This window comes from Pseudomonas sp. LBUM1649, assembly GCF_059716155.1.
Genome location: NZ_CP166807.1, coordinates 2,507,826 through 2,526,770, shown reverse-complemented (window position 1 = coordinate 2,526,770; position 18,945 = coordinate 2,507,826). Strand labels below are relative to the sequence as shown.

The 18,945-nt window shown below is 60.4% G+C and carries 15 protein-coding genes; 4 read left to right on the top strand and 11 right to left on the bottom strand.

Features of this window, described 5'->3' with window-relative positions; translation table 11 throughout:
• Window positions 1-480: 480 nt before the first annotated feature.
• Window positions 481-1,848: a group II intron reverse transcriptase/maturase gene (gene ltrA, locus ACA058_RS11800; RefSeq protein WP_497638853.1), complete on the bottom strand. Its 1,368-nt coding sequence runs from the start codon at window positions 1,846-1,848 to the stop codon at window positions 481-483.
• A 647-nt stretch (window positions 1,849-2,495) separates the two neighbouring features.
• Window positions 2,496-3,569, bottom strand: a complete 1,074-nt coding sequence (locus ACA058_RS11795) for a diguanylate cyclase (protein ID WP_497639233.1) — start codon at window positions 3,567-3,569, stop codon at window positions 2,496-2,498.
• Between the two features lie 169 nt (window positions 3,570-3,738).
• Here ACA058_RS11795 and ACA058_RS11790 point away from each other — a divergent pair, with 169 nt between their 5' ends.
• The 3 genes from ACA058_RS11790 to hglS all read left to right on the top strand — a co-directional run bounded on the left by ACA058_RS11790 (window position 3,739) and on the right by hglS (window position 7,659).
• A complete protein-coding gene (locus tag ACA058_RS11790) occupies window positions 3,739-5,190 on the top strand; it encodes a flavin-containing monooxygenase (protein WP_497639232.1) in 1,452 nt (483 codons plus the stop codon).
• Window positions 5,191-5,211: 21 nt separating this feature from the next.
• Window positions 5,212-6,168, top strand: a complete 957-nt coding sequence (locus ACA058_RS11785; RefSeq protein ID WP_497639231.1) for an alpha/beta fold hydrolase — start codon at window positions 5,212-5,214, stop codon at window positions 6,166-6,168.
• 111 nt (window positions 6,169-6,279) lie between these two features.
• A complete protein-coding gene (gene hglS / locus ACA058_RS11780) occupies window positions 6,280-7,659 on the top strand; it encodes a 2-oxoadipate dioxygenase/decarboxylase HglS (RefSeq protein WP_497639230.1) in 1,380 nt (459 codons plus the stop codon).
• Between the two features lie 352 nt (window positions 7,660-8,011).
• On the opposite strand, the gene ACA058_RS11775 is transcribed toward hglS, so the two are convergent.
• The 7 genes from ACA058_RS11775 to ACA058_RS11745 form a co-directional block, all read right to left on the bottom strand.
• Window positions 8,012-8,689 carry a type 1 glutamine amidotransferase domain-containing protein gene (locus ACA058_RS11775; RefSeq protein WP_497639229.1) on the bottom strand — a complete coding sequence of 226 codons (678 nt, stop codon included), beginning with the start codon at window positions 8,687-8,689 and terminating at the stop codon, window positions 8,012-8,014.
• 389 nt (window positions 8,690-9,078) lie between these two features.
• Window positions 9,079-9,660 carry a hypothetical protein gene (locus tag ACA058_RS11770; protein ID WP_497639228.1) on the bottom strand — a complete coding sequence of 194 codons (582 nt, stop codon included), beginning with the start codon at window positions 9,658-9,660 and terminating at the stop codon, window positions 9,079-9,081.
• Between the two features lie 133 nt (window positions 9,661-9,793).
• A complete protein-coding gene (locus ACA058_RS11765; protein WP_497639227.1) occupies window positions 9,794-10,036 on the bottom strand; it encodes a hypothetical protein in 243 nt (80 codons plus the stop codon).
• 89 nt (window positions 10,037-10,125) lie between these two features.
• A complete protein-coding gene (locus ACA058_RS11760) occupies window positions 10,126-11,199 on the bottom strand; it encodes a lipocalin-like domain-containing protein (protein WP_497639226.1) in 1,074 nt (357 codons plus the stop codon).
• The gene (locus tag ACA058_RS11755; protein WP_497639225.1) at window positions 11,189-13,660 is read right to left on the bottom strand and encodes an ABC transporter permease; all 2,472 of its coding nucleotides are present in this window, start codon (window positions 13,658-13,660) and stop codon (window positions 11,189-11,191) included. The genes ACA058_RS11760 and ACA058_RS11755 overlap by 11 nt, the downstream gene beginning before the upstream one ends.
• Before the next feature lies 1 nt (window position 13,661).
• Complete coding sequence (locus tag ACA058_RS11750) at window positions 13,662-14,330, bottom strand: ABC transporter ATP-binding protein (protein WP_497639224.1); 669 nt, start codon at window positions 14,328-14,330, stop codon at window positions 13,662-13,664.
• A 125-nt stretch (window positions 14,331-14,455) separates the two neighbouring features.
• Complete coding sequence (locus tag ACA058_RS11745) at window positions 14,456-15,262, bottom strand: class I SAM-dependent methyltransferase (protein WP_497639223.1); 807 nt, start codon at window positions 15,260-15,262, stop codon at window positions 14,456-14,458.
• 179 nt (window positions 15,263-15,441) lie between these two features.
• On the opposite strand from ACA058_RS11745, the gene ACA058_RS11740 reads away from it, so the two are divergent.
• A complete protein-coding gene (locus tag ACA058_RS11740; protein ID WP_497639222.1) occupies window positions 15,442-15,822 on the top strand; it encodes a hypothetical protein in 381 nt (126 codons plus the stop codon).
• 203 nt (window positions 15,823-16,025) lie between these two features.
• On the opposite strand, the gene ACA058_RS11735 is transcribed toward ACA058_RS11740, so the two are convergent.
• Together ACA058_RS11735 and ACA058_RS11730 are read right to left on the bottom strand one after the other, a co-directional pair.
• Window positions 16,026-17,456, bottom strand: a complete 1,431-nt coding sequence (locus ACA058_RS11735; RefSeq protein WP_497639221.1) for a sigma-54-dependent transcriptional regulator — start codon at window positions 17,454-17,456, stop codon at window positions 16,026-16,028.
• Window positions 17,425-18,918 carry a sensor histidine kinase gene (locus ACA058_RS11730; RefSeq protein ID WP_497639220.1) on the bottom strand — a complete coding sequence of 498 codons (1,494 nt, stop codon included), beginning with the start codon at window positions 18,916-18,918 and terminating at the stop codon, window positions 17,425-17,427. Before ACA058_RS11730 ends, ACA058_RS11735 begins: the two co-directional genes overlap by 32 nt.
• Window positions 18,919-18,945: the final 27 nt, after the last annotated feature.

The window sequence follows — 18,945 nt, the reverse complement described above, 5'->3', positions numbered from 1 at the left end:
CTGGTATTCGACCGGCCAAGATCGTCGCAGAACTTGCAGCGAGCCGGAACTATAGAAGGCGATGCTGAAACGTGGCAATAAGGAGCGATGTAGGAAACGTCTTGGATAGTTGTGCGCCACGTGCTGTTGCTGTTGCTGTTGCCCTGGCTCTGGATGTTGCTTTGGCTTTTGCTTTTGATCCACCCGCCCCTTCGGGAGGCTGAGCGGAGGCGTTCATCCGGGGGGTGGGCGCGTAGCGCCGTGCGGCGAAGCCGCACACATCGAGAGGAGGTCGAAGCGAAGCCGACCGGAGGCGATGCCCCCGGATGAATGCCGGAGCGAAGGAACGCCGAGCCTTAGCGAGGGGCCGGACGCTGGGGCGAGACCTTTTGGTTCCTTTTGGGGCGTTTGCCAAATCGGCATAGGAGGCGGCCATCTGGCCGCGCCCCTGCCACACCACCCGGCATGCGGGTCCGCACCGGGCGGTTCGAGAAGTTGAGGTCAGCAGAGTCGAGGTAGACCCAATCGGTCGAACCACGCCACCGTAAGCACTCCATGGATCAGACCGACACTGTTGTGCCAGAACCTGTGGCTGTTGCTGGCTATCGCCGCGGCCAAGTCAGGCCCTGCTCCAAGTTTGCGCAGTTCACGGTACGTTCTCCTTCCGGTTTTCCATTGTTTGAGCTGGATGGCCCTGAGTCGTCGGCGGATCCATTCATCGAACCGGTGCCAGAGGCGTGGGGTTTGCGATAAACCGAAATACGCTTTCCAACCCAGTAGGTACAGTCTCAGACCTTCCACCACTTGCGACAGGCTTCGGCCTCCATTACGAGACGTCAGCTGTCGGATGCGGCTTTTGAGCGTCTGTAGCGCCTTGCTTGCCACCCAGCGTTTGATCTCGCCTTGAGCTGACAGCCAAAAGCCGTAGCCCAGAAACTTGCGGCCAAACGCACTGGCAACCGCGCTCTTGCTCTCGTTCACTTGCAGCCTAAGTCGATCATAAAGGCGACGGAGCACTGCCATTACCCGCTGACCGGCCTTGAGGCTGTGGACGTAAACGTTCGCATCGTCCGCGTACCTGACGAAGCAGTGGCCTCGTCGCTCCAACTCCTTGTCCACCTCGTCCAGCAATACATTGGCCAGCAAGGGTGAAAGTGGGCCGCCTTGCGGCGTCCCTCGTTCACTGGCTAGCACTACGCCATCGATCAACGTCCCGCTGTTCAGATAGGCCCGGACCAGACGCAGAACGCCTCGGTCGGTTACCTTTCTGCTCAGTCGAGCGATCAACAGGTCATGATCAACGCGGTCGAAGAACTGCTCCAGATCGACGTCCACCACAATGTCCCGCCCCGAATGAATATATTGCTGCGCCGCCAGTACCGCTTGGTGAGCGCTGCGACCGGGACGAAACCCATAGCTATGATCACTGAATCCCGGGTCCAGCAGAGGCTGCAAAACCTGCAACAGCGCCTGTTGGATCAGTCTGTCCGTCACCGTCGGAATGCCCAGCTTGCGCTCGCCACCCTCCGGTTTGGGGATCAGAACCCTACGCACCGGGCTTGGCCGATACGTTCCCGCCAGCAACTGCGCCCGTATCACGGGCCAGGCCGTTTTCAGATGCTCGACCGTCTCATCGATCCCAAGACCGTCGACGCCCGCAGCACCTTTGTTGAACCGGACTCGCTTAAGCGCCAGTTGCAGGTTTTCTCTGGTCAGGGCTTCTTGCAGAAGCCCTGACCCCATGCGGTTCAGGTCATGACGCGGACAACCAGCTTCATCGCTGGACGCTTCGCGTCGGGTTTCACCCGTCGCAGCTCCGTCCCGCCCCGGTTTCCCGGGCATCTGATGCAAGGCCTGTTGTATCGCCATGGTGAACCTCACTCCTTCTCGTTCAGCCCTTCGCTGCAACGCAGCTACTACGGCCTCTGCTGACTTCTCGCTCCGGCTTGCGCCGTCGCCCTTTCAGGCATGAGGCGAGATCTCCCCAGGTAAGAACGCCATCCTTCACCGCACAACCGCCGCATTTACGTCCCCGGCACTTTGGCCACAAGAGCTTCGCAGAACCTTGGCTGCTCGCCCTGACCGGTGACGCCTCAGATGCGGTTCGTGTACCTCGGCTCGCGGTTTACGCTCCACGCTTCCTTCCCACACTCGGTCACCCTCATGCAGTTGCGCTTCGCTTCATTCGCTGTGGCCAGCTTAAGAGAGGACTTTCACCTCTAGGATGGCGCCCATGCTGGGCGCACAAGGGACTCGCCGTAAGGGCGAAACCATAAGTGGCCGTTACCGCAGGAATGGATATGTACTCAGTCAACAAAACATAGGTCGGCTGTCAGGCCGCCTTCGCGAGCAGGCTCGCTCCCACAATAGATCGGGTATAACCGCGAGCGACTGGTCGGCTATGAGGCCGCCATCGCTGGCCAGTTCCTACAGTAGATTGGGTACATCCGTGAGCGACTGGTCGGCTATAAGGCCGCCATCGCTGGCAAGCCACCACAGGGATTCAGCGGTGAAGGTCAGACCGAGTCGAGCAGCTCGTGATGCGGTCGGTCATCACTGCAACAGATAACGCGATTGCGCCCCGTGGTCTTGGCCTCGTACAGCGCCTGGTCAGCATCGTTGAGCCACAGGGTCGCATCGCTATGGCGTGCATTGAAGGCCGCCAGGCCGATGCTCAGGCTGACTTTCAGTGCCGGGTTTTGCTCGTAACCCAAGGTCGCGAAGCGGTCACGCAAGGCGTCCATGGCCGCAGCGGCGCTGCTCAGGGGCAGGTCGGGAAGGATCACGCAGAACTCGTCGCCGCCACACCGCCCGGCCACATCGGTGGCCCGCAAGTTCTGCTTGAGCATCTTGCTCAGTTGGCGCAGCACGATGTCACCGGCAACGTGGCCGTAGGTGTCATTGATGCTTTTGAAGTGGTCAATGTCGATCAGGGCGATAGCCCCGCCCTGATGCTGGCGTTGGCAGCGCTGGAATTCGATCTCCAGCTGATCCTTCCAGGCGCCGTGATTGAGCAGGCCGGTCAGGCTGTCGGTGCGGCTCAGGGCGAGCAGCTCACGCTTTTGCTGGCCGAGGGTATGCGCCTGGCGGAAGCAGATCAAGCCCAACGCCAGCGGATAAAAACACATCAGGGGCAAGCAGGCGTAGAGCTGAAGCTGGGTTGTTTCAGGGATCAACAGCGGCGTGAAGATCAACCAGCCGACGCCAATCCCGAGCACCTGCGCGACAGTGCCCGCCAGCAGAAAACGCAGTCCGCCGATGGCCACGTTGTTCATCGCCATCATGGAAATAGTCGTTGCACTGGGCAGCGGATTGAACTGCATTGCGGCGACCCAGAAGCCGCCCATAAAGGCGTCGACCAACAGGTTGCGGTGTTCGGCGTGATAGGGCGTCTTGCCCCGACGCGCCCATTGATAGGCCAGGTGCGGCCAGAGCAAGCCGTTGAACAGCATCAAGCTCCAGACCCATGGCGCCGGGTCCAACGGGTACATCGCCACACTTACGCATATCAAACCCAACACCAGGCCGAGGATTCGCGATGTGTAGAGCCTCCTGGCCAGTGAAAGTCCTTTTCCTCCCATCTTTCCCATTGGGACCTCTGCACCACAGAACGAAACCTGTTCACACCGCGATTGCAGGGTGTGCTCGAAGTCTAACAGGGTAACGTCAAATAGCCATCACCGGCTGGCGGGACGAGCGCCCGCAGAAACGGCTATACATGAAGGTAAGGATTGATTCACAACGTTGAAAAGGAGGCCCATGCAGACCTTTCAAGTGCTGATCATTGGCAGCGGTTTTGGCGGCCAGTGCGCGGCGGTCAATTTGCTCAAGGCCGGCATCACCGACTTTCGCTTGCTGGAACGACGGGATTTCTTCGGCGGCACCTGGTGCCAGAATACCTACCCGGGCGCCGCGGTCGACGTGCCCTCGCCGCTCTATTCGCTGTCTTTCGCCCCCTACCGCTGGACGCAGATGTTCGCCAAACAGGCTGAACTGCACCGCTACACCCGTTACGTGGTGGAGCACTTCGGCTTGCGAGGCAAGGTAGAACTGCAGGCCAATGTCGAGCTCGTCGAATGGGACGAAGAACTTAAACGCTGGGCGGTACACACCACCAAGGGCGAGTTTCATGCGCAGTTCCTGATCAATGCCACCGGCCCCCTGAGCCAACCGGTGGTCCCGCACTTCGAAGGTCAGGAACGCTTTGGGGGCAAAACCTTTCACACCAACAATTGGGATCATTCCTACGATTACCGGCAAAAGCGAGTGGCCATCGTCGGCAGTGGCGCCAGTGCGGCCCAAGTGATTCCGGCGATAGCCCCGGACGTCGAGCACCTGCATGTATTCCAGCGCACGCCGCATTGGGTGCTGCCACGGGCTGACCGCACCTTCGGCCGTTTCCAGCGCTGGTTGCTCGGGCTCAAACCGGCCTACAAGCTGCTGCGCTGGATGATCTACTGGCAGTTTGAAACCCGGGTGATTGCCTTCAAATACTCCAGGCCCGCAGTGCGCATGGTCCAGCAGCAAGCCCTGCGTTTGCTCAAACGCCAGGTACCGGATGCCGAACTGCGGCGAAAATTGACCCCCGACTACACGCTCGGCTGCAAACGGGTGATTCTGTCGAGCACGCTTTACCCCGCCCTGGGCCGCCCCAACGTGACATTGCACAGCCGCGAACAGGGCGTCAAAGCCATCGATGAAACCGGTATCGTCATGCAGGACGGCCAGCACATCGACCTGGACCTGATCGTTTGGTCCACCGGTTACGACGCCACCGACGGGGTGATTTCCTACCCCGTCACCGGCAAAAACGCCACCCGCCTCTCAGACGTCTGGGCGCAGTACCCGAGGGCCTACCTCGGCACCAGCCTGCCGGCCTTCCCCAACCTGTTTATCGTCACCGGACCGAACACCGGGATCGGCCACACATCGGCGCTGTTCATCATCGAATCGCAGATGAACTACATCCTCGACTGCATTCGCACGTTAAAAGCACGCGGTTTGCGCAGCATCGAAGTACGCTCCGAGGCAGAACGTACCTACACTGAAATGATCCATAGAGAAATGGAACGCACGGTGTGGAAGTCAGGAGGCTGCCACAGTTGGTATCAAAGCAAGAGCGGTCATGTGATTGCCATGTTTCCCGGGTTCAGTTTCAGCTTTCACCGCTTGACCCGAACCCTGAAACCGGCCGATCACATAGTGTCCTGATCAGATAGAAGGAAGACGCTGATGCTTTTACTGGTTGTCGCTATCGCGGTTTTCGCCGCCTGGAGCTGGTTGAGCTACCCGGCCATCGGGTACTGGCTGTATGATTTGAGCGTGGCCGTCGAGGCCAGGTTGTACAAACTGCACAAGATCGTCGTGCCCATCCCCGAAATGACCGTCTCGACCTGGCAAGGCGGGCCGTATGAGGCGTCCAGCAATGTATTGATGCTCCACGGCTTCAGTGCCGACAAAAACCTGTGGCTGCGTTTTGCCCGGCACTTTGTCGGCAACTACCGGGTGATCATTCCCGACATCGCCGGGCATGGCGAAACCGGCTTCAAGGCGGGTGGCGGCTACGACATTGCGCTGCAGGCCAAGCGGATGATCCAGTTGCTCGATGTCTGCGGGGTCGACAAGGTGCATGTCATCGGCAACTCGATGGGCGGCTACATCGCGGCCTGGCTGGCGGCCAACTATCCGGAGCGCATTGCCTCGCTCGCCCTGTTCGACCCTGCCGGGGTGGCCGAGCCAGAACCCAGTGACCTGGAACGGCATTTGGCCAAGGGCCACAACCCGTTCCTGATCCACTCACGGGAAGAATTCAAATATTTCTATGGCATGACCATGGCCGAACCACCGTGGGTGCCGCGCGTGGTGCTGGACGCGTTCGCCCATCGCTATCAACAGGCGCGCGACGAACTGGAAGAAATCTTCCGCGACTTTCGCGCGAGCCCGCCAATGGAGCCAAAACTGCCGTCGATCAAGGCGCCAGCGCTGTTGCTGTGGGGGCGCAAGGATCGCTTGATCGATGTCAGCAGCGTGGCCATCTGGAGCAAGGGCCTGGCGGATTTGCGGGTGGAAATATGGGAAGGCATCGGGCACATGCCGATGGTCGAAGCGCCTGCCGGTTCGGCGCACCTGTATCGGGAGTTTTTGGCATCGCTGCGCTCGGAAAGCCCCCAGGATCAACGACTGCACTGAACTGGCAGTCCTTTGCAGAATGAAGTTCGTCAGAAACTTCGTTTGCCGGCGTCGATGAAGGCTGCGATCTTTTCTCCCATCCTTCACGTCAACGCGCCAGGAATCCTATTCATGAGCCACCCGAGCTTCGTCAGCCCCGACCTGATCCGCCAACGCTTCTCCAAAGCGATGTCCGACATGTACCGCGAAGAAGTGCCGCTGTACGGCGCGCTGATGGAACTGGTGGAACAGACCAACCGCCACGTGCTGGACAACGACCCGCAAGTGGCCCAGCGGTTGAACAGCACCGGAGAAATCGAGCGCCTCGACTTTGAGCGCCATGGTGCAATCCGAGTCGGCACCGCCGCTGAACTGGCCACCCTCGCCCGCCTGTTCGCGGTCATGGGTATGCAGCCGGTGGGTTATTACGACCTGACCCCGGCCGGGGTGCCGGTGCATTCCACGGCGTTTCGCGCGGTGCATGAAGCGTCTTTGCAGGTCAGCCCGTTCCGTGTGTTCACCTCGCTGCTGCGCCTTGAACTGATCGAAGACCTCGAGCTGCGGGCCTTTGCCCAGTCGGTGCTGGACGAGCGTTCGATCTTCACCCCCGCTGCTCTGGCGCTCATCGATCGCGCAGAAAGCCAGGGCGGCCTGACCGAAGAGGAAGCCAGGACATTCGTCGAGCAGGCACTGGAAACCTTCCGCTGGCACCACAGCGCTACGGTCACCGCCGAGCAATATCAGAAACTCAGCGCCCAGCATCGCCTGATTGCCGATGTGGTGGCGTTCAAGGGACCGCACATCAATCACCTGACGCCGCGCACCCTGGACATCGACATCGTGCAGGCGCAAATGCCGGCGCACGGTATCACCCCCAAAGCGGTGATCGAAGGTCCGCCCCGCCGGCAGTGCCCTATCCTGCTGCGCCAGACCAGTTTCAAGGCACTCGACGAACCGGTCGCTTTCACCGATCAATCCGACACGCGCGGCAGCCACAGCGCCCGGTTCGGTGAAATCGAACAACGCGGCGCCGCACTGACGTCTAAAGGCCGTGCGCTGTACGACCGCTTGCTCAATGCCGCGCGGGACGAACTCAAGGACTTCCCCAACGAAGCCAACGCCACACGCTACAACGAATTGATGGCGCAACACTTCAGCGAGTTTCCTGACACCTATGAGGGCATGCGCCAACAGGAACTGGCGTTCTTTCGTTACTTTGTGACGGAAAAAGGCCTGGCTGCGGCTGAAGTGAAAACCCTGACGCTCGAAGAGCTGGTCGGCGCCGGGTATCTGCAAGTTGAACCGCTGGTCTACGAGGACTTCCTGCCGGTCAGCGCGGCGGGGATTTTCCAGTCAAACCTGGGGGATGCCGCGCAAACCCACTACGGCGTGCACTCCAACCAGCAGGCGTTCGAAAAAGCCCTGGGGCGTTCGACGATCGATGAACTGCAGTTATATGCACAAACGCAACAGCGCTCGATCGAGCAGTGTCTTGCCGCATTGGGTCACTAAACAGCCCCTGTAGGAACGTAATGCTGTTCACTTAAGACAATTTTAAGGCGAGCACGAAATCTGTGGCGAGGGGATTTATCGAAACGTCGCACCGCCCCGTTGGGCCGCGAAGCGGCCCTCAGCGTCCGTTCAAACAGACCGAGTTGTTCGAATTTACGACTGCTTCGCAGCCGTACGGGGATAAATCCCCTCGCCACAATTGTGGGTCCCATCGCTTAAGTGAAGGGCATTACCTTGTAGGAGCGAGGCTTGCCCGCGATCTCGGCGCTGCGGTGTATCTGAAATCTCATGTCATCGTTCTTCGCTGGCAAGTCGGATCGCCGCACCGCTGGCTCCTACAACGGTGTGGTGTTCATTTCAACTTCGCCAGCAAAGCCTCCGCCGTGGCCTGTGAAGACGCCGGATTCTGTCCCGTCAGCAGCAAGCCGTCGGTCAGCACATAGCTCGCCCAATCAGGACCCTTCGAAAAAATCCCGCCCTTGGCCTTGAGTTCGTCCTCCACCAGGAATGGCACGATCTTGGTCAGTTGTACCGCTTCTTCTTCGCTGTTGGTGAACCCCGTCACCCGCTTGCCCTTGACCAGTGGCTGGCCATCAGTGCCTTTGGCATGGCGCAATACACCGGGCGCATGGCAGACGGCCGCGACCGGTTTGCCGGCGTTGTAGAATGCTTCGATGAGAGCGATCGAATCACGGTCTTCGGCCAGGTCCCAGAGCGGACCATGGCCGCCTGGGTAGAAGATTGCGTCGTAGTCCCCGGCCTTCACCGTGCCCAGCACGACGGTTGAGGCCAAAGCGGATTGAGCCGCAGGGTCCTGGCGAAAGCGTTTGGTGGCGTCGGTTTGCGCATCCGGTTCGTCGCTTTTGGGGTCGAGGGGTGGCTGGCCGCCCTTGGGCGAGGCCAGGGTCAGTTGAGCGCCAGCGTCCTTGAAGGCGTAATAGGGTGCAGCGAATTCTTCCAGCCAAAAGCCGGTTTTCTTGCCGGTGTTACCCAATTGATCGTGGGACGTTAGAACCATCAGGATTTTCATGTCGTCGTCACTCCATCTCGGGACGGCAGGCAAAACACATAACAGTCAGTTACAAGTTTAAGCCCGGGGGATATTGCACATCAGACAACAACTGCGCCCTTCATTTGTTTTTAAAGTGCAGTCGTACTTCGAGAAAAAGTGTTCGCCCAGTGCTATGGCCTCGGCAATCCATGCACTGGTAAAGAACCCTGACACTGGGCGAACGGGGTGTATTTTAATAGATGTTTATGGATATGTCCGCGTCTTAAACATGAAATTTGCCGATACATGTTTTATAAGATGTCGACTAAAACGCAATTCAAACCAACAACTTATACCCACTAGTTCGACCAGAATAATTGATTGTTCCTATACAAAAGTTGTACAAGAACAATCAATTGGTAGCTCACTCAACTTCCGGATTTGCTGGTCACCTGCAGTATGTCGGTGTATGTCACGTAGACGCTTTGCCCGACTTTAAGGTCCTTCAGCTTGGCTTGAACTTTCGGATCTTCGACAGTGATGGTTTTGGTCTGCCCCGCCGGGTTCTTGAAGGACACCTGGTTTTTCTTCTGGTCGATGTCGGTGATTTGCAGCTGGACTTGTACCTGGCGATAAGCTTCGCCGCCAGGGGCGTTACCGGGTGCGTTGCGGGCTTCACCGGCACGCTCCGAGCTGCCCGGCAAACCCTTGTCGACATCGGTGTCGAGGTAGGCCGCGACGGAGCGGGTGACCTTGATGTCGACCTGATCACCGGCTTTAAGCTGGCCGAGGTTTTTCGCCTTCTCGGTCAGTTGCACATGGACCTGACGACCTTCCGGCCCCTCAAGCACCACTTGATGTTTGGCGGCATCGACCGAAACAACTTTGGTGCTGATTTCGTCAGCTTCCACGACGGCGGACAACGGAATGTCTTTTGCAACGGCGCTAAAACTGGCGGCAGACAGCAAGGTGGCGAGGGTGACGGCTTTGGTCAATGCATTGAGTTTCATAGGCAGAACATTCCCTGTGATTGAAGATGACAAACGGCGCGCAAGCGAAGGTTCAACGCCGTGTGAGGGATGAGCATAGACGCTGATCAGGGAGTGTTCGCGGTTTATTGCGCGGTCGATTCGCCGCTGACGGTCATGCTTCAGGATCATCGAGTTCCCGGGCTACGTTGATCGCCGGCGAGTCTTTGTGAGATTGCTCCGCCCGGGCTTTGAGCTCCTGCCATTGTTCGAGATCAATGGCGCCCTGCCCCAACAGATCATCTGCCAGCCGCTGTAAATCCATGTAATAGGAGTCGGGGGACTGCTGCCAGTAGGCCTCGTCTTCAAACAGGCGCTGCCACGTGTCAAGGTCGGGCGGTGTGAGGTCTTCGCGCATGGCGGGCTCCTGCAGGGGCGTTCGTACGGTAGAGAGGTGGACGCCGGGCGGAGTTCCGGTTGATTGCATGAAGACGAAAATCAAAGATTCTAATAACCGGTCATTTCAAGATAGCCTTGGCCACCATGGCTGCCGCTCAATTGAACCGGCCCCTCCCAGTAAGGAATGCGCAGATCCATCCAGCTATCGGGATTCAACGCGCTGATGACGATATCGAGGTGTTTGCCGGGGATCTGGATCGACCAGCGCACCGGCATCGAACGCCCGGCCACCTTGGCGGTATCCTGCGGGGTGAGGTGGATATCGGCGGCGTTGAGCATTTGCGTCTGCCCTTGGGCGTCGATCCAGGTTCCGGTCAGGTAAGGTTCGCCGTCCTTTTGCCGCATGCGATAGAGCATCACCTGCTCGCCGCTGTCCAGGTGCAGGGAAAACCAGTCCCAACCGCTCTGGTTGGCGGTCAGGGGCTGGCTGCTCCATTCCCGGTCGAGCCACGCGGGGCCGCTGACCTGGAAACCCTTGCCGTCGATCTCCAGCGTGCCGCTGGCCTGGAAAAACGGCTGGCTGTAGTAATACGACGCCTGGCCCTGTTCGGATTTCTGACTGAAACCCTTGTCCCCTTGCAGCACCAGGGGACGATTGGAGGTCAGCCGCAGTTGATAGCTGAACGCCTTGTCGCGGGCGCGCAGTTGCAGATCGGCCAGAGGATCAGAGCCCGTTGCCTGACTGCTGAAACGCCAGTCGTCGATCCACGCATTGAACGGTGTCAGGCTCACGCCGGCTTGTCCCACGCCGCCACGGGCATAACGCTCGGCGGCATGATGCACCGAGGCCGAGGTTACCGCCGCGTGGCCCAGCCATATTGTCTGGTTGCCCCAGCCAGCCGCCTCGGGCGTCGCTTTCAAGGCACTGCGAAACAGCGTCCACTGCGCGCCGAACTCGCGGCCCTGCTCATCCTTGAGGTTGGCGGTGACGTACCACCATTCGATGCGAAAGCCATCATGAGGGCCGTGATCCGCCGGGAAGCTGAACACGCGCCCTGGCACCACCGGCGTAAAAGCGGTCGCTTGATTACCGAGGCCCGCGAAGCCCTTTTCATCCGGCGCCGACTGATCACAACCGGCGAGGAACGCTATGACCAGCCATACCCCTAACTTAATCCTCATGGGCAAACGTCCTCAGCAGGTCCGCCGGTTGTGTGCGATACAGCGAATACAGCGGCCACGCCGACGCCAGCAAAGTCGCCAGTAATGCCAGCCCCATCAACTGCAGCAATTGCAGGGGAAACACCCGCAGCGGCAGTCGCCAGCCAAAAGCCTGGACGTTGATCACGGTGTCCAGGCACCAGGCCAACGCAATGCCCAGCGGCAATGCCAGCACCAGCGTCAGCAGCGCCAGCAGCCAGGTTTGCCCGAGGTTGAGCAGCATCAGTTGCCGGCGCGTCACGCCCAGCGCCCACAGCGGTGCCAGTTGCCCGAGGCGGCTCTGGCTTTGGGTCAGCAGGCTGATGAACAACGCCACACCCGCCACACAGAGGGTCAGGCTGTTAAGCGCGGCAGTGGCGGCGAAGGTGCGCTCGAACACTTGCGTCGACCAACCCTTGAGCCGGGCCTGATCGACGATGCGACTGTCCTCCAGCGCAAAACGGGCTTGCAGCGCGGTCACGAACGGTGCGATCAATGCCGGCTCGATGCGCAGGTTGAAGCGATTCGGCGTCAGTTGCGGCCAGCCGCGCAGCAAGTGATTGACGTTGACCAGCAGGTGGCCCTTGGGATTGCCGTAGTCGGCGTAGATCCCGACGATGCGTGGCGACCAGGGACCGTTGGGCGTGGCAATCGTCAAGTGCTCGCCGAGCTTGACCTTCAAGCGCCGCGCCAGTTGCTCGCTGAGCATCATTGCGTCGTCTGCAGCCAGGCTGTCCCAGGGGTTGTCGTCCAGGGCTTCCAGCAACGGCCAGTGCTGACGATAGGTCGGATGATCGATCACACCAAAGACATCCGCCGGCCAGCCTTGCAATTGAATCGAGACCTGCCAGTTGGGCAACACCGCCGAAAGCTGCGGTTGTTGCTTGAGCCAGTCGTACATCTCCCGAGCCTGGGCCGGGTTTTGTGGATTGAGGTAGAGCTCGGCGGTCAGCCGCTGTTCCAGCCAGTTGCTGAAGGTCTGGCGGAAACCGGCGGTCATGCTGCCGGCACCGATGTTGGCCGCCAGGGCCAGTAACAGTGCCATCAGCGCCAGGCTCAAGGCCGGCAGTTGCTGGCGGCAATCGGCGACGAACCACTGACCGAGCACCGAAGAAGTGCGGCTTGTCAGACCGTTGAGCACGGCATTGAGTATCACCGGCAACGCCAACGCGGCGCCCAGCAACAGCGCAGCCATCAGCAGGAATCCGCTGGCCAGGCTGTCACCGCGCAGCAATGCCAGCAACGCAATGCCCAAGGCAATCGCTGCCACCCAGCCCTGGCGGCGCAACCAGCGCGCATGGGCCTGATGCCAGGCCTGCGGATCGGCCAGGGCCAGCAACGGCAAACGCGCTGCACGCCACAAACTGTTGGCACCCGCGAGCGCGGCGCCGAGCATGCTCAAGCCGACGCCGCTGAGCCACCACAGCGGGCTCAGGCTCAACTGCCCCGCCACTTCGGCACCGTACAACCCGCGCAGGCTGGCGGCGACATCCGGCAGCAACACGCTGGCCAGCAGGTAACCGCTGACGACTCCGGCCACGCCGCCGATCAAGGCCATACCGCCCAGTTCGACGGCGAGACAAGCAATCAGCATCCGCGCGCTGACCCCGCAGGCGCGCAGGGTTCGCAGCAAACCCCGACGCTGTTCCAGCGCCAGCCCGATCGCGGCATGCACGATAAACAGGCCGACCACGAACGACAGAAACCCCAAGGCGTCCAGGTTCAGGTGAAAGCTCTCGGTCAGGCGCGCCAGATTGTTTTCTTCGCCGCTGGACTTGAGCTGAAGTTGTCCCTTGAACGGATCGGGCAATGTCGCGGTGAAATCCCTGGGCAGCAGCAGACGTGATAACTGATCGGGCAAACCGAGAATCTGCTGGGCAAAACCGATGTCCACCAGCAACACACCCGGCGCCATGTCAGCCTGGGCGCGCAAGGGTGGCAATGCCTGACCGTTCAACGCCAGTGGCCGCTCGCCCTTCGCCAACCCCAAGGCCTGCAGGGTCTGCGGCGCAATCCAGGTGCTGCCCGGCGGGGTGAAGAACTCGACCACCTGCTCAATGGCCAATGCCTGCCCCGCCACCTCGGACCCGGCCGGCAGCGACACCGGCTCGATGCCCATCAGCTGCAGACGCTGATCCTCATGACCCTTGAGCGTCAGCCGTCCCTGCAACACCGGCGACACCGGCCAACCGGCGCGACGCAGGTCGACAAACAACTGCTGGGAGAACGTCCCGCCGCCGGGCGCACTCAGGCTGGCCTGAGGTTCGCCGCCGATCAGCTGACTGGCCCTGGCATAGCTGTCCCGCGCCTGACTGTTCAGCGCTTGCACCCCGGTGAGCAGGCTGGTGGCCAGCCACAGCCCGGTCAGCACGCTGAAAAACTGCACCGGGTGCTGTCGCCAATGACTGAGCAGCGCGCGCAAGGTTTCGCGAAAAATGCGCATCTCAGCGTTCGTCCACAGCCGCCAGTCGACCGCCGTGCAGCACCACCTTTTCGGCCATTCGTGCCGCAACACTGGGGCTGTGAGTGACCATCAGCAGGGTCGTCGGACTGTCGTCGAGCAGCTCCAGCAGCAACTTCAGCACTTCGTCGCTGGTGGCTTCATCGAGGCTCCCGGTGGGTTCGTCGGCCAGCAGCAGTTTCGGTTGTGATGCCAGCGCTCGTCCCAGCGCGACCCGTTGCTGCTGGCCGCCGGAGAGCTGTTCGGGATAACGCCGCAGCAGCTCCCCCAAGCCCAAGCGCTGCACCAGATGCGCCTGCCAGCGCGGATCATAGCGGCCGGCCAGGCGCGCCTGAAACGCCAGATTATCCTCCACCCGCAAGCTGCCGATCAGGTTGAACTGCTGGAACACCAGGCCAATCTCGCTGCGGCGCCAGCTCGCCAGTTGCCCTTCGTTCATCTGCTCCAGCCGATGTTCACCGCTGCGGATGCTGCCGCGATCGACCTTGTCCAGCCCGGCGATCAGGTGCAGCAAGGTGCTCTTGCCACTGCCCGACTCGCCCATCAACGCCAGGCTGCTGCCGGGTTTGAGGGTCAGGTCGACACCTTGCAGAACCGGCAATGGGCCTTGCGGGGTGGCGTAGCTTTTGAAGACACCCTGGACTTCAAGCATGGGAGAACCCGTTCGATGAGCGTGGGCCAAGGATAGCGGCCCGCAGTGGGTTTGGTGCAGCAGGCACTCCGCGGCGTCTAGTTCGCCCGCAAGCCTGCAACAAATGCCCTACACCAACGCGTGGATCAACGCTTCACCGCCACCCAGGTAAAACACATCGGCAACTGCGCCTCCTGCGCCTGGTAGCGATCATAGAGTTCCTCGCGGTTGGAATGCGGGTACTCCCTGAAATGGCTGATCTGCAGCCCCGCTTCGATGGCGCCGCTGAAGATCGCACCCAGGGTGTGGACGAACCAGTAGGACGGGGCGGCCTGTTGCTCGACTTTGCCTTCGTAGACGATCGGCTGGTTCTGGACAAAAGGTTCGCGGCGAAAGTACGAGCTGGCCATGCTGTAGGGATCGGCTGCCTCGGGGTCGAACATTTCCAGGAACGGGTGGGTTTCGTATATCACCAGCGCGCCACCGGGCTTGAGGGTTTGCGCCGCATGGCGAAAGAACTCGCCGATGTCCGGCATCCAGTTCAACACGCCGATGGTGACCAGGGCCACGTCGAAGCGCCCTTGCAGTGACGGTGGCAGGTGGTGAATGTCGGCCTCGATGAACTCAGGCAAATGGGGCGAGCGTGACGCCAGCTCCCGCGCCTGTTCGAGAAACGCCGCGGATTGGTCCACCCCCACCACATGACGGGCCCCCAGGGCGAACAGCGACAGGCTTTCGCGGCCGTTGTTACAGCCCAGTTGCAGCACGTCCTTGCCGTCGATGCCGACCTGGTTCAGTACCCCGGTCAGGGTTTCATCCAGGCAGGAAAAATCCGCGCGTTCCACAGCGCGCCAGAGCGCCTGCCATTCAGAGCTGTCCTTGTGGTGACGGGCGGAATCATTCCAGGCATCGCGGTTGCTGGCGATGGCTTGGTGTTTTGTCGGCATTTCCATTGCACGCTCCAGAATCGAGTATTGGTTTGACCGGCCCGAGTCTAGTCCATGGCTGGTAACCACCCCATCGGAGCATTGTTGCGATTCTGTAATCCGCGCCTCGCCAACGCTCACCCACGGGAACGCTATAGTTAATGACCTTGGGGAAATGCGCGAAAACCGATGCCGCAGGTGCTGCCATGAACACGACCGTACCCACGCTATTGCTTGCCCTCTGCCTGGCTGCCAGCAGCGCACAGGCGGACGACAGTGCGATGCAAACCGAAGAATCAAGCAGTGAATTCAACTACTACGGAGCGGATCAGCCCTTTGCCCATCCGGTTCCTCCGACCCTGAGCACGGTGCCACCGGGATCGTACATCCCAACATCGCCCCAGACATTCACCCCGGTTTCGAGCCAGCACGTGTTCTACGATTCCCGATTGCCAACGGTGGCCGATACCACCGTTCGCGTGTTCATTCGCACCTACGACGCCGAACACGGCGTCTATGTGAACCAGGAGGTCCTCGACCCGACGTGCATGCTCGCCTGCCTCAGCAATCAGAACCCGGCCTTGTAACAAGGCCGCTTGTGGCGAGGGGATTTATCCCCGTTGGGCCGCGAAGCGGCCCTCAGCGTCCATTCAAACTGACTGAGTTGTTCTGAATTACGACTGCTTCGCAGCCGAACGGGGATAAATCCCCTCGCCACAAATTTCTTGCTTGCCTGAAAATTGTCTTAAGTGAACAGCATTACGCTCGTACCTGCCCTGCAACAGCCCCTCTACCACTGCCGTTTGTCCGGGCGCGCCAGGCCGAGTTTCTCGATCCGGTAACGCAGCATGTCGCGGCTCAGGCCCAAAAGCCGTGCGGACTTAGTGACGTTCCAGTCGGTCTTGTCGAGCATCTTGCGCACCATGTCACGCTCCACTTCCGGTAAGTTCATCGACTCGCTGCCGTTATAGGACGCACGCGGTTCGCTCGGTGGCGGCTCATGGGTAAACATCGCCGGCTCGTCCACCAGGCTCAGGCAGACGTTCAACTGGTGGGCGGCAATGGTGTCGTGCTGCGCCAGCAACACCGTCTGCTCGAGCATGTTGCGCAGTTCGCGCACATTGCCCGGCCAGGTGTAGTTGAGCAGCAGCTCTTCGGCCTGCTCGCTGAAACGCAGGTGCGGCTTGCCGTAGCGTTTGCCATGGGTTGCCAGGAAGTGCCGGGCCAGCAGCAGGATGTCCTCGCCCCGGGCATACAGGCGCGGCACCTTGATCGAAATGATGCGCAGGCGGAAGAACAGGTCGCGGCGGAACTTGCCCTGCTGGACCATTTGCTCAAGATTGCAATTGGTGGCGCTGATCACCCGCAGGTCGACCTTGCGCTCCTTCACCGAACCGACTCGGCGGATGGTCCGGTCCTCCAGCAGTTTCAGTAGCTTGGCCTGCAGCAGCAGGTCCATTTCGCCGATTTCATCGAGAAACAGCGTGCCGCCATCGGCCGCTTCCACCAGCCCCAGGCGACGGTCCTTGGCATCGGTGAAGGCGCCCTTCTCGTGCCCGAACAGCTCCGATTCCACCAGGTTGGAAGGAATCGAGGCGCAGTTGAACTCGATGAACGGCCCTTTGCTGCGCGGACCGTCGAAATGCAGCGCCCGTGCCACCAGCTCCTTGCCGGTGCCGGTCTCGCCTTCCACCAGCACCGGCGGCAAGTCGGTGTTGGCCATGCGCCGCTCAGCGTCGAGCAACTGCGCGATGGTGCCCTTGAGGTAGACCATCGGTGCCGATTCGCCGATCAATGCCTGCACCCCGGATTTCTGCGCTTCGCGCTCCTGATAGAACGACAGTGTGCGCTCCAACCGGTCGGTGGCCAGGGCCTTGTCCAGCAGCAGCTTGAGCTCCGGCAAGGCCACCGGTTTGGTCACGTAGTGAAACGCGCCCTCTTTCATCGCCACCACGGCGTCTTCGACGTTGCCGTAGCCGGTCATCATGATCACTTTCAGATCCGGCGCGCTGATGCGCAGCTTCTGGATCAGGTCGTGACCACTCATGCCCGGCAACGAGTTGTCGGTCAGCACGACATCCGGAACGAAGGTACTCAACTGCGACAGTGCGTCTTCCGCCGAGTGGCAGACGGTCACTTCGAAGTCCTTGCGCTCCAGGTAGGTCTGGATATTTTCGGCGAGCAGCTCATCATCCTCGACCAGCAATATGCTGTGCTCCATATTCCCCTCCCGTTGCCACTTTGAAATTGAGACAGACGCGGGTTCCTTCCTGCTCTTGGCTGGTCAGTTCGACCGAGCCTTCGAATCGCTCCATTATTCTTTTGACCAGGGCCAGGCCCACGCCCAACCCCCCCTGTTTGGTGGTGAAGAATGGCTTGAAGACCATTTGCTGTTGCTGCTTGGTCATGCCCTTGCCGGTGTCGTTGAGGATCATGCACACCTGACCGGGTGCCGGTGTTTCAATGTCGATATTCAGTACGCCGCCCTTGGGCATGGCTTCCAGGGCATTGGCGAACAGACTATTGAGAATCTGCGTGAGCAACACCTGCTGGCTCACAACCGGTGGAAGCGTCCTGGGCGTGAAGCGCACCTCGACGTTCGAGCGCTGGATCTGCGGGGCGAAGGCGCTCAAGGTGTCGTCGATGGCCAGCACCAGGTCGACGATTTCGTGCTCGTCGTTGACCGGGCGCAAGGACACCAGCAACTCACGGACCCAGCGCGACATGCGATCGACCTGACTGATAATGTCGCCGATGTTCTTCTGCGCGGTCTGGCTGGCGACTTCCTGGGCCAGTTCGGCACTGGAACGAATGTTCGCCAGCGGATTGCGCAGGCTGTGAGCGACTGCCGAGGACATTTCCCCCAGGGCGACGAAGGTTTCGTTGGCGACCAGTTGTTTCTGCTGGCTTTGCAAGAGCAGGGCCGCACGCCGCACGATCCAGAACAATCCCAGGTAGATGACCGCACCGCCGAGCAGGGTGGCCAGCCAGATCGCCTTGAACCCGCGCTGGATGCGCTCTATCAGGTCCGTCGGTTCCTTGTAGATCTCGACCATGGCAATTACTTTGCTTTTGTCGGCGTTGAACATCGGAATGTAGTTCTCGATGAACAGGTATTGAGGTTCATGCAGCAGCCGTTGCTCGGGGCGCTCCTCGTCGATCTCGTGGTAGCTGGTGGACACCGCTTCCTTCATTTCGAAGGACTCGTCCAGTTCCTCGTCGTTGTCGATGCGCACACCGATCAACTCGGGGTTGGTCGACCAGACCACGGTGCGGTCCAGGGCGTACACCGTGGCCAGCAGAATGTCCGGCAGGTGTTCGACATGATCAAGAAACTCGATACGGGACGAGGCACGGGTGCCCGGGTCGACGTCGGGATAGGCCGTGTCGGCGCGTGGGTCAAGCATTTCGCCCATGGTTCGCTTCGGCGAAATCCCGGCATGGCGAATTTCGGCCTCGCCAATGGCTTGCACGAATTGCGCGGTCAGCATGGAATCGCGCTCGATGCTCTCCTCGACCACGAAACGCGTGGAAATGTAGCCCAGCCCCAATGCCACGCTGGCAATGATGAAAAAGCTCGCCAGGGAAAACCAGCGCACCAGATTGAACGGTGCCCGCCAATCCTTGGCCTCTGCTGCCGGCGTAACCGGCGCAGGTACCTGTGGTGATTCCAGTATCTGCATGGGACGTCCTGGTTGCTTGAAACAAGC

Coding starts and splice junctions, on each gene's coding strand:
- ACA058_RS11790 (WP_497639232.1), top strand. CDS start 3,739: ATGCAGACCTTTCAAGTGCTGATCATTGGCAGCGGTTTTGGCGGCCAG.
- ACA058_RS11775 (WP_497639229.1), bottom strand. CDS start 8,689: ATGAAAATCCTGATGGTTCTAACGTCCCACGATCAATTGGGTAACACC.
- ACA058_RS11735 (WP_497639221.1), bottom strand. CDS start 17,456: ATGGAGCACAGCATATTGCTGGTCGAGGATGATGAGCTGCTCGCCGAA.
- ACA058_RS11755 (WP_497639225.1), bottom strand. CDS start 13,660: ATGCGCATTTTTCGCGAAACCTTGCGCGCGCTGCTCAGTCATTGGCGA.
- hglS (WP_497639230.1), top strand. CDS start 6,280: ATGAGCCACCCGAGCTTCGTCAGCCCCGACCTGATCCGCCAACGCTTC.
- ACA058_RS11770 (WP_497639228.1), bottom strand. CDS start 9,660: ATGAAACTCAATGCATTGACCAAAGCCGTCACCCTCGCCACCTTGCTG.
- ltrA (WP_497638853.1), bottom strand. CDS start 1,848: ATGGCGATACAACAGGCCTTGCATCAGATGCCCGGGAAACCGGGGCGG.
- ACA058_RS11750 (WP_497639224.1), bottom strand. CDS start 14,330: ATGCTTGAAGTCCAGGGTGTCTTCAAAAGCTACGCCACCCCGCAAGGC.
- ACA058_RS11760 (WP_497639226.1), bottom strand. CDS start 11,199: ATGAGGATTAAGTTAGGGGTATGGCTGGTCATAGCGTTCCTCGCCGGT.
- ACA058_RS11785 (WP_497639231.1), top strand. CDS start 5,212: ATGCTTTTACTGGTTGTCGCTATCGCGGTTTTCGCCGCCTGGAGCTGG.
- ACA058_RS11740 (WP_497639222.1), top strand. CDS start 15,442: ATGAACACGACCGTACCCACGCTATTGCTTGCCCTCTGCCTGGCTGCC.
- ACA058_RS11765 (WP_497639227.1), bottom strand. CDS start 10,036: ATGCGCGAAGACCTCACACCGCCCGACCTTGACACGTGGCAGCGCCTG.
- ACA058_RS11795 (WP_497639233.1), bottom strand. CDS start 3,569: ATGGGAAAGATGGGAGGAAAAGGACTTTCACTGGCCAGGAGGCTCTAC.
- ACA058_RS11730 (WP_497639220.1), bottom strand. CDS start 18,918: ATGCAGATACTGGAATCACCACAGGTACCTGCGCCGGTTACGCCGGCA.
- ACA058_RS11745 (WP_497639223.1), bottom strand. CDS start 15,262: ATGGAAATGCCGACAAAACACCAAGCCATCGCCAGCAACCGCGATGCC.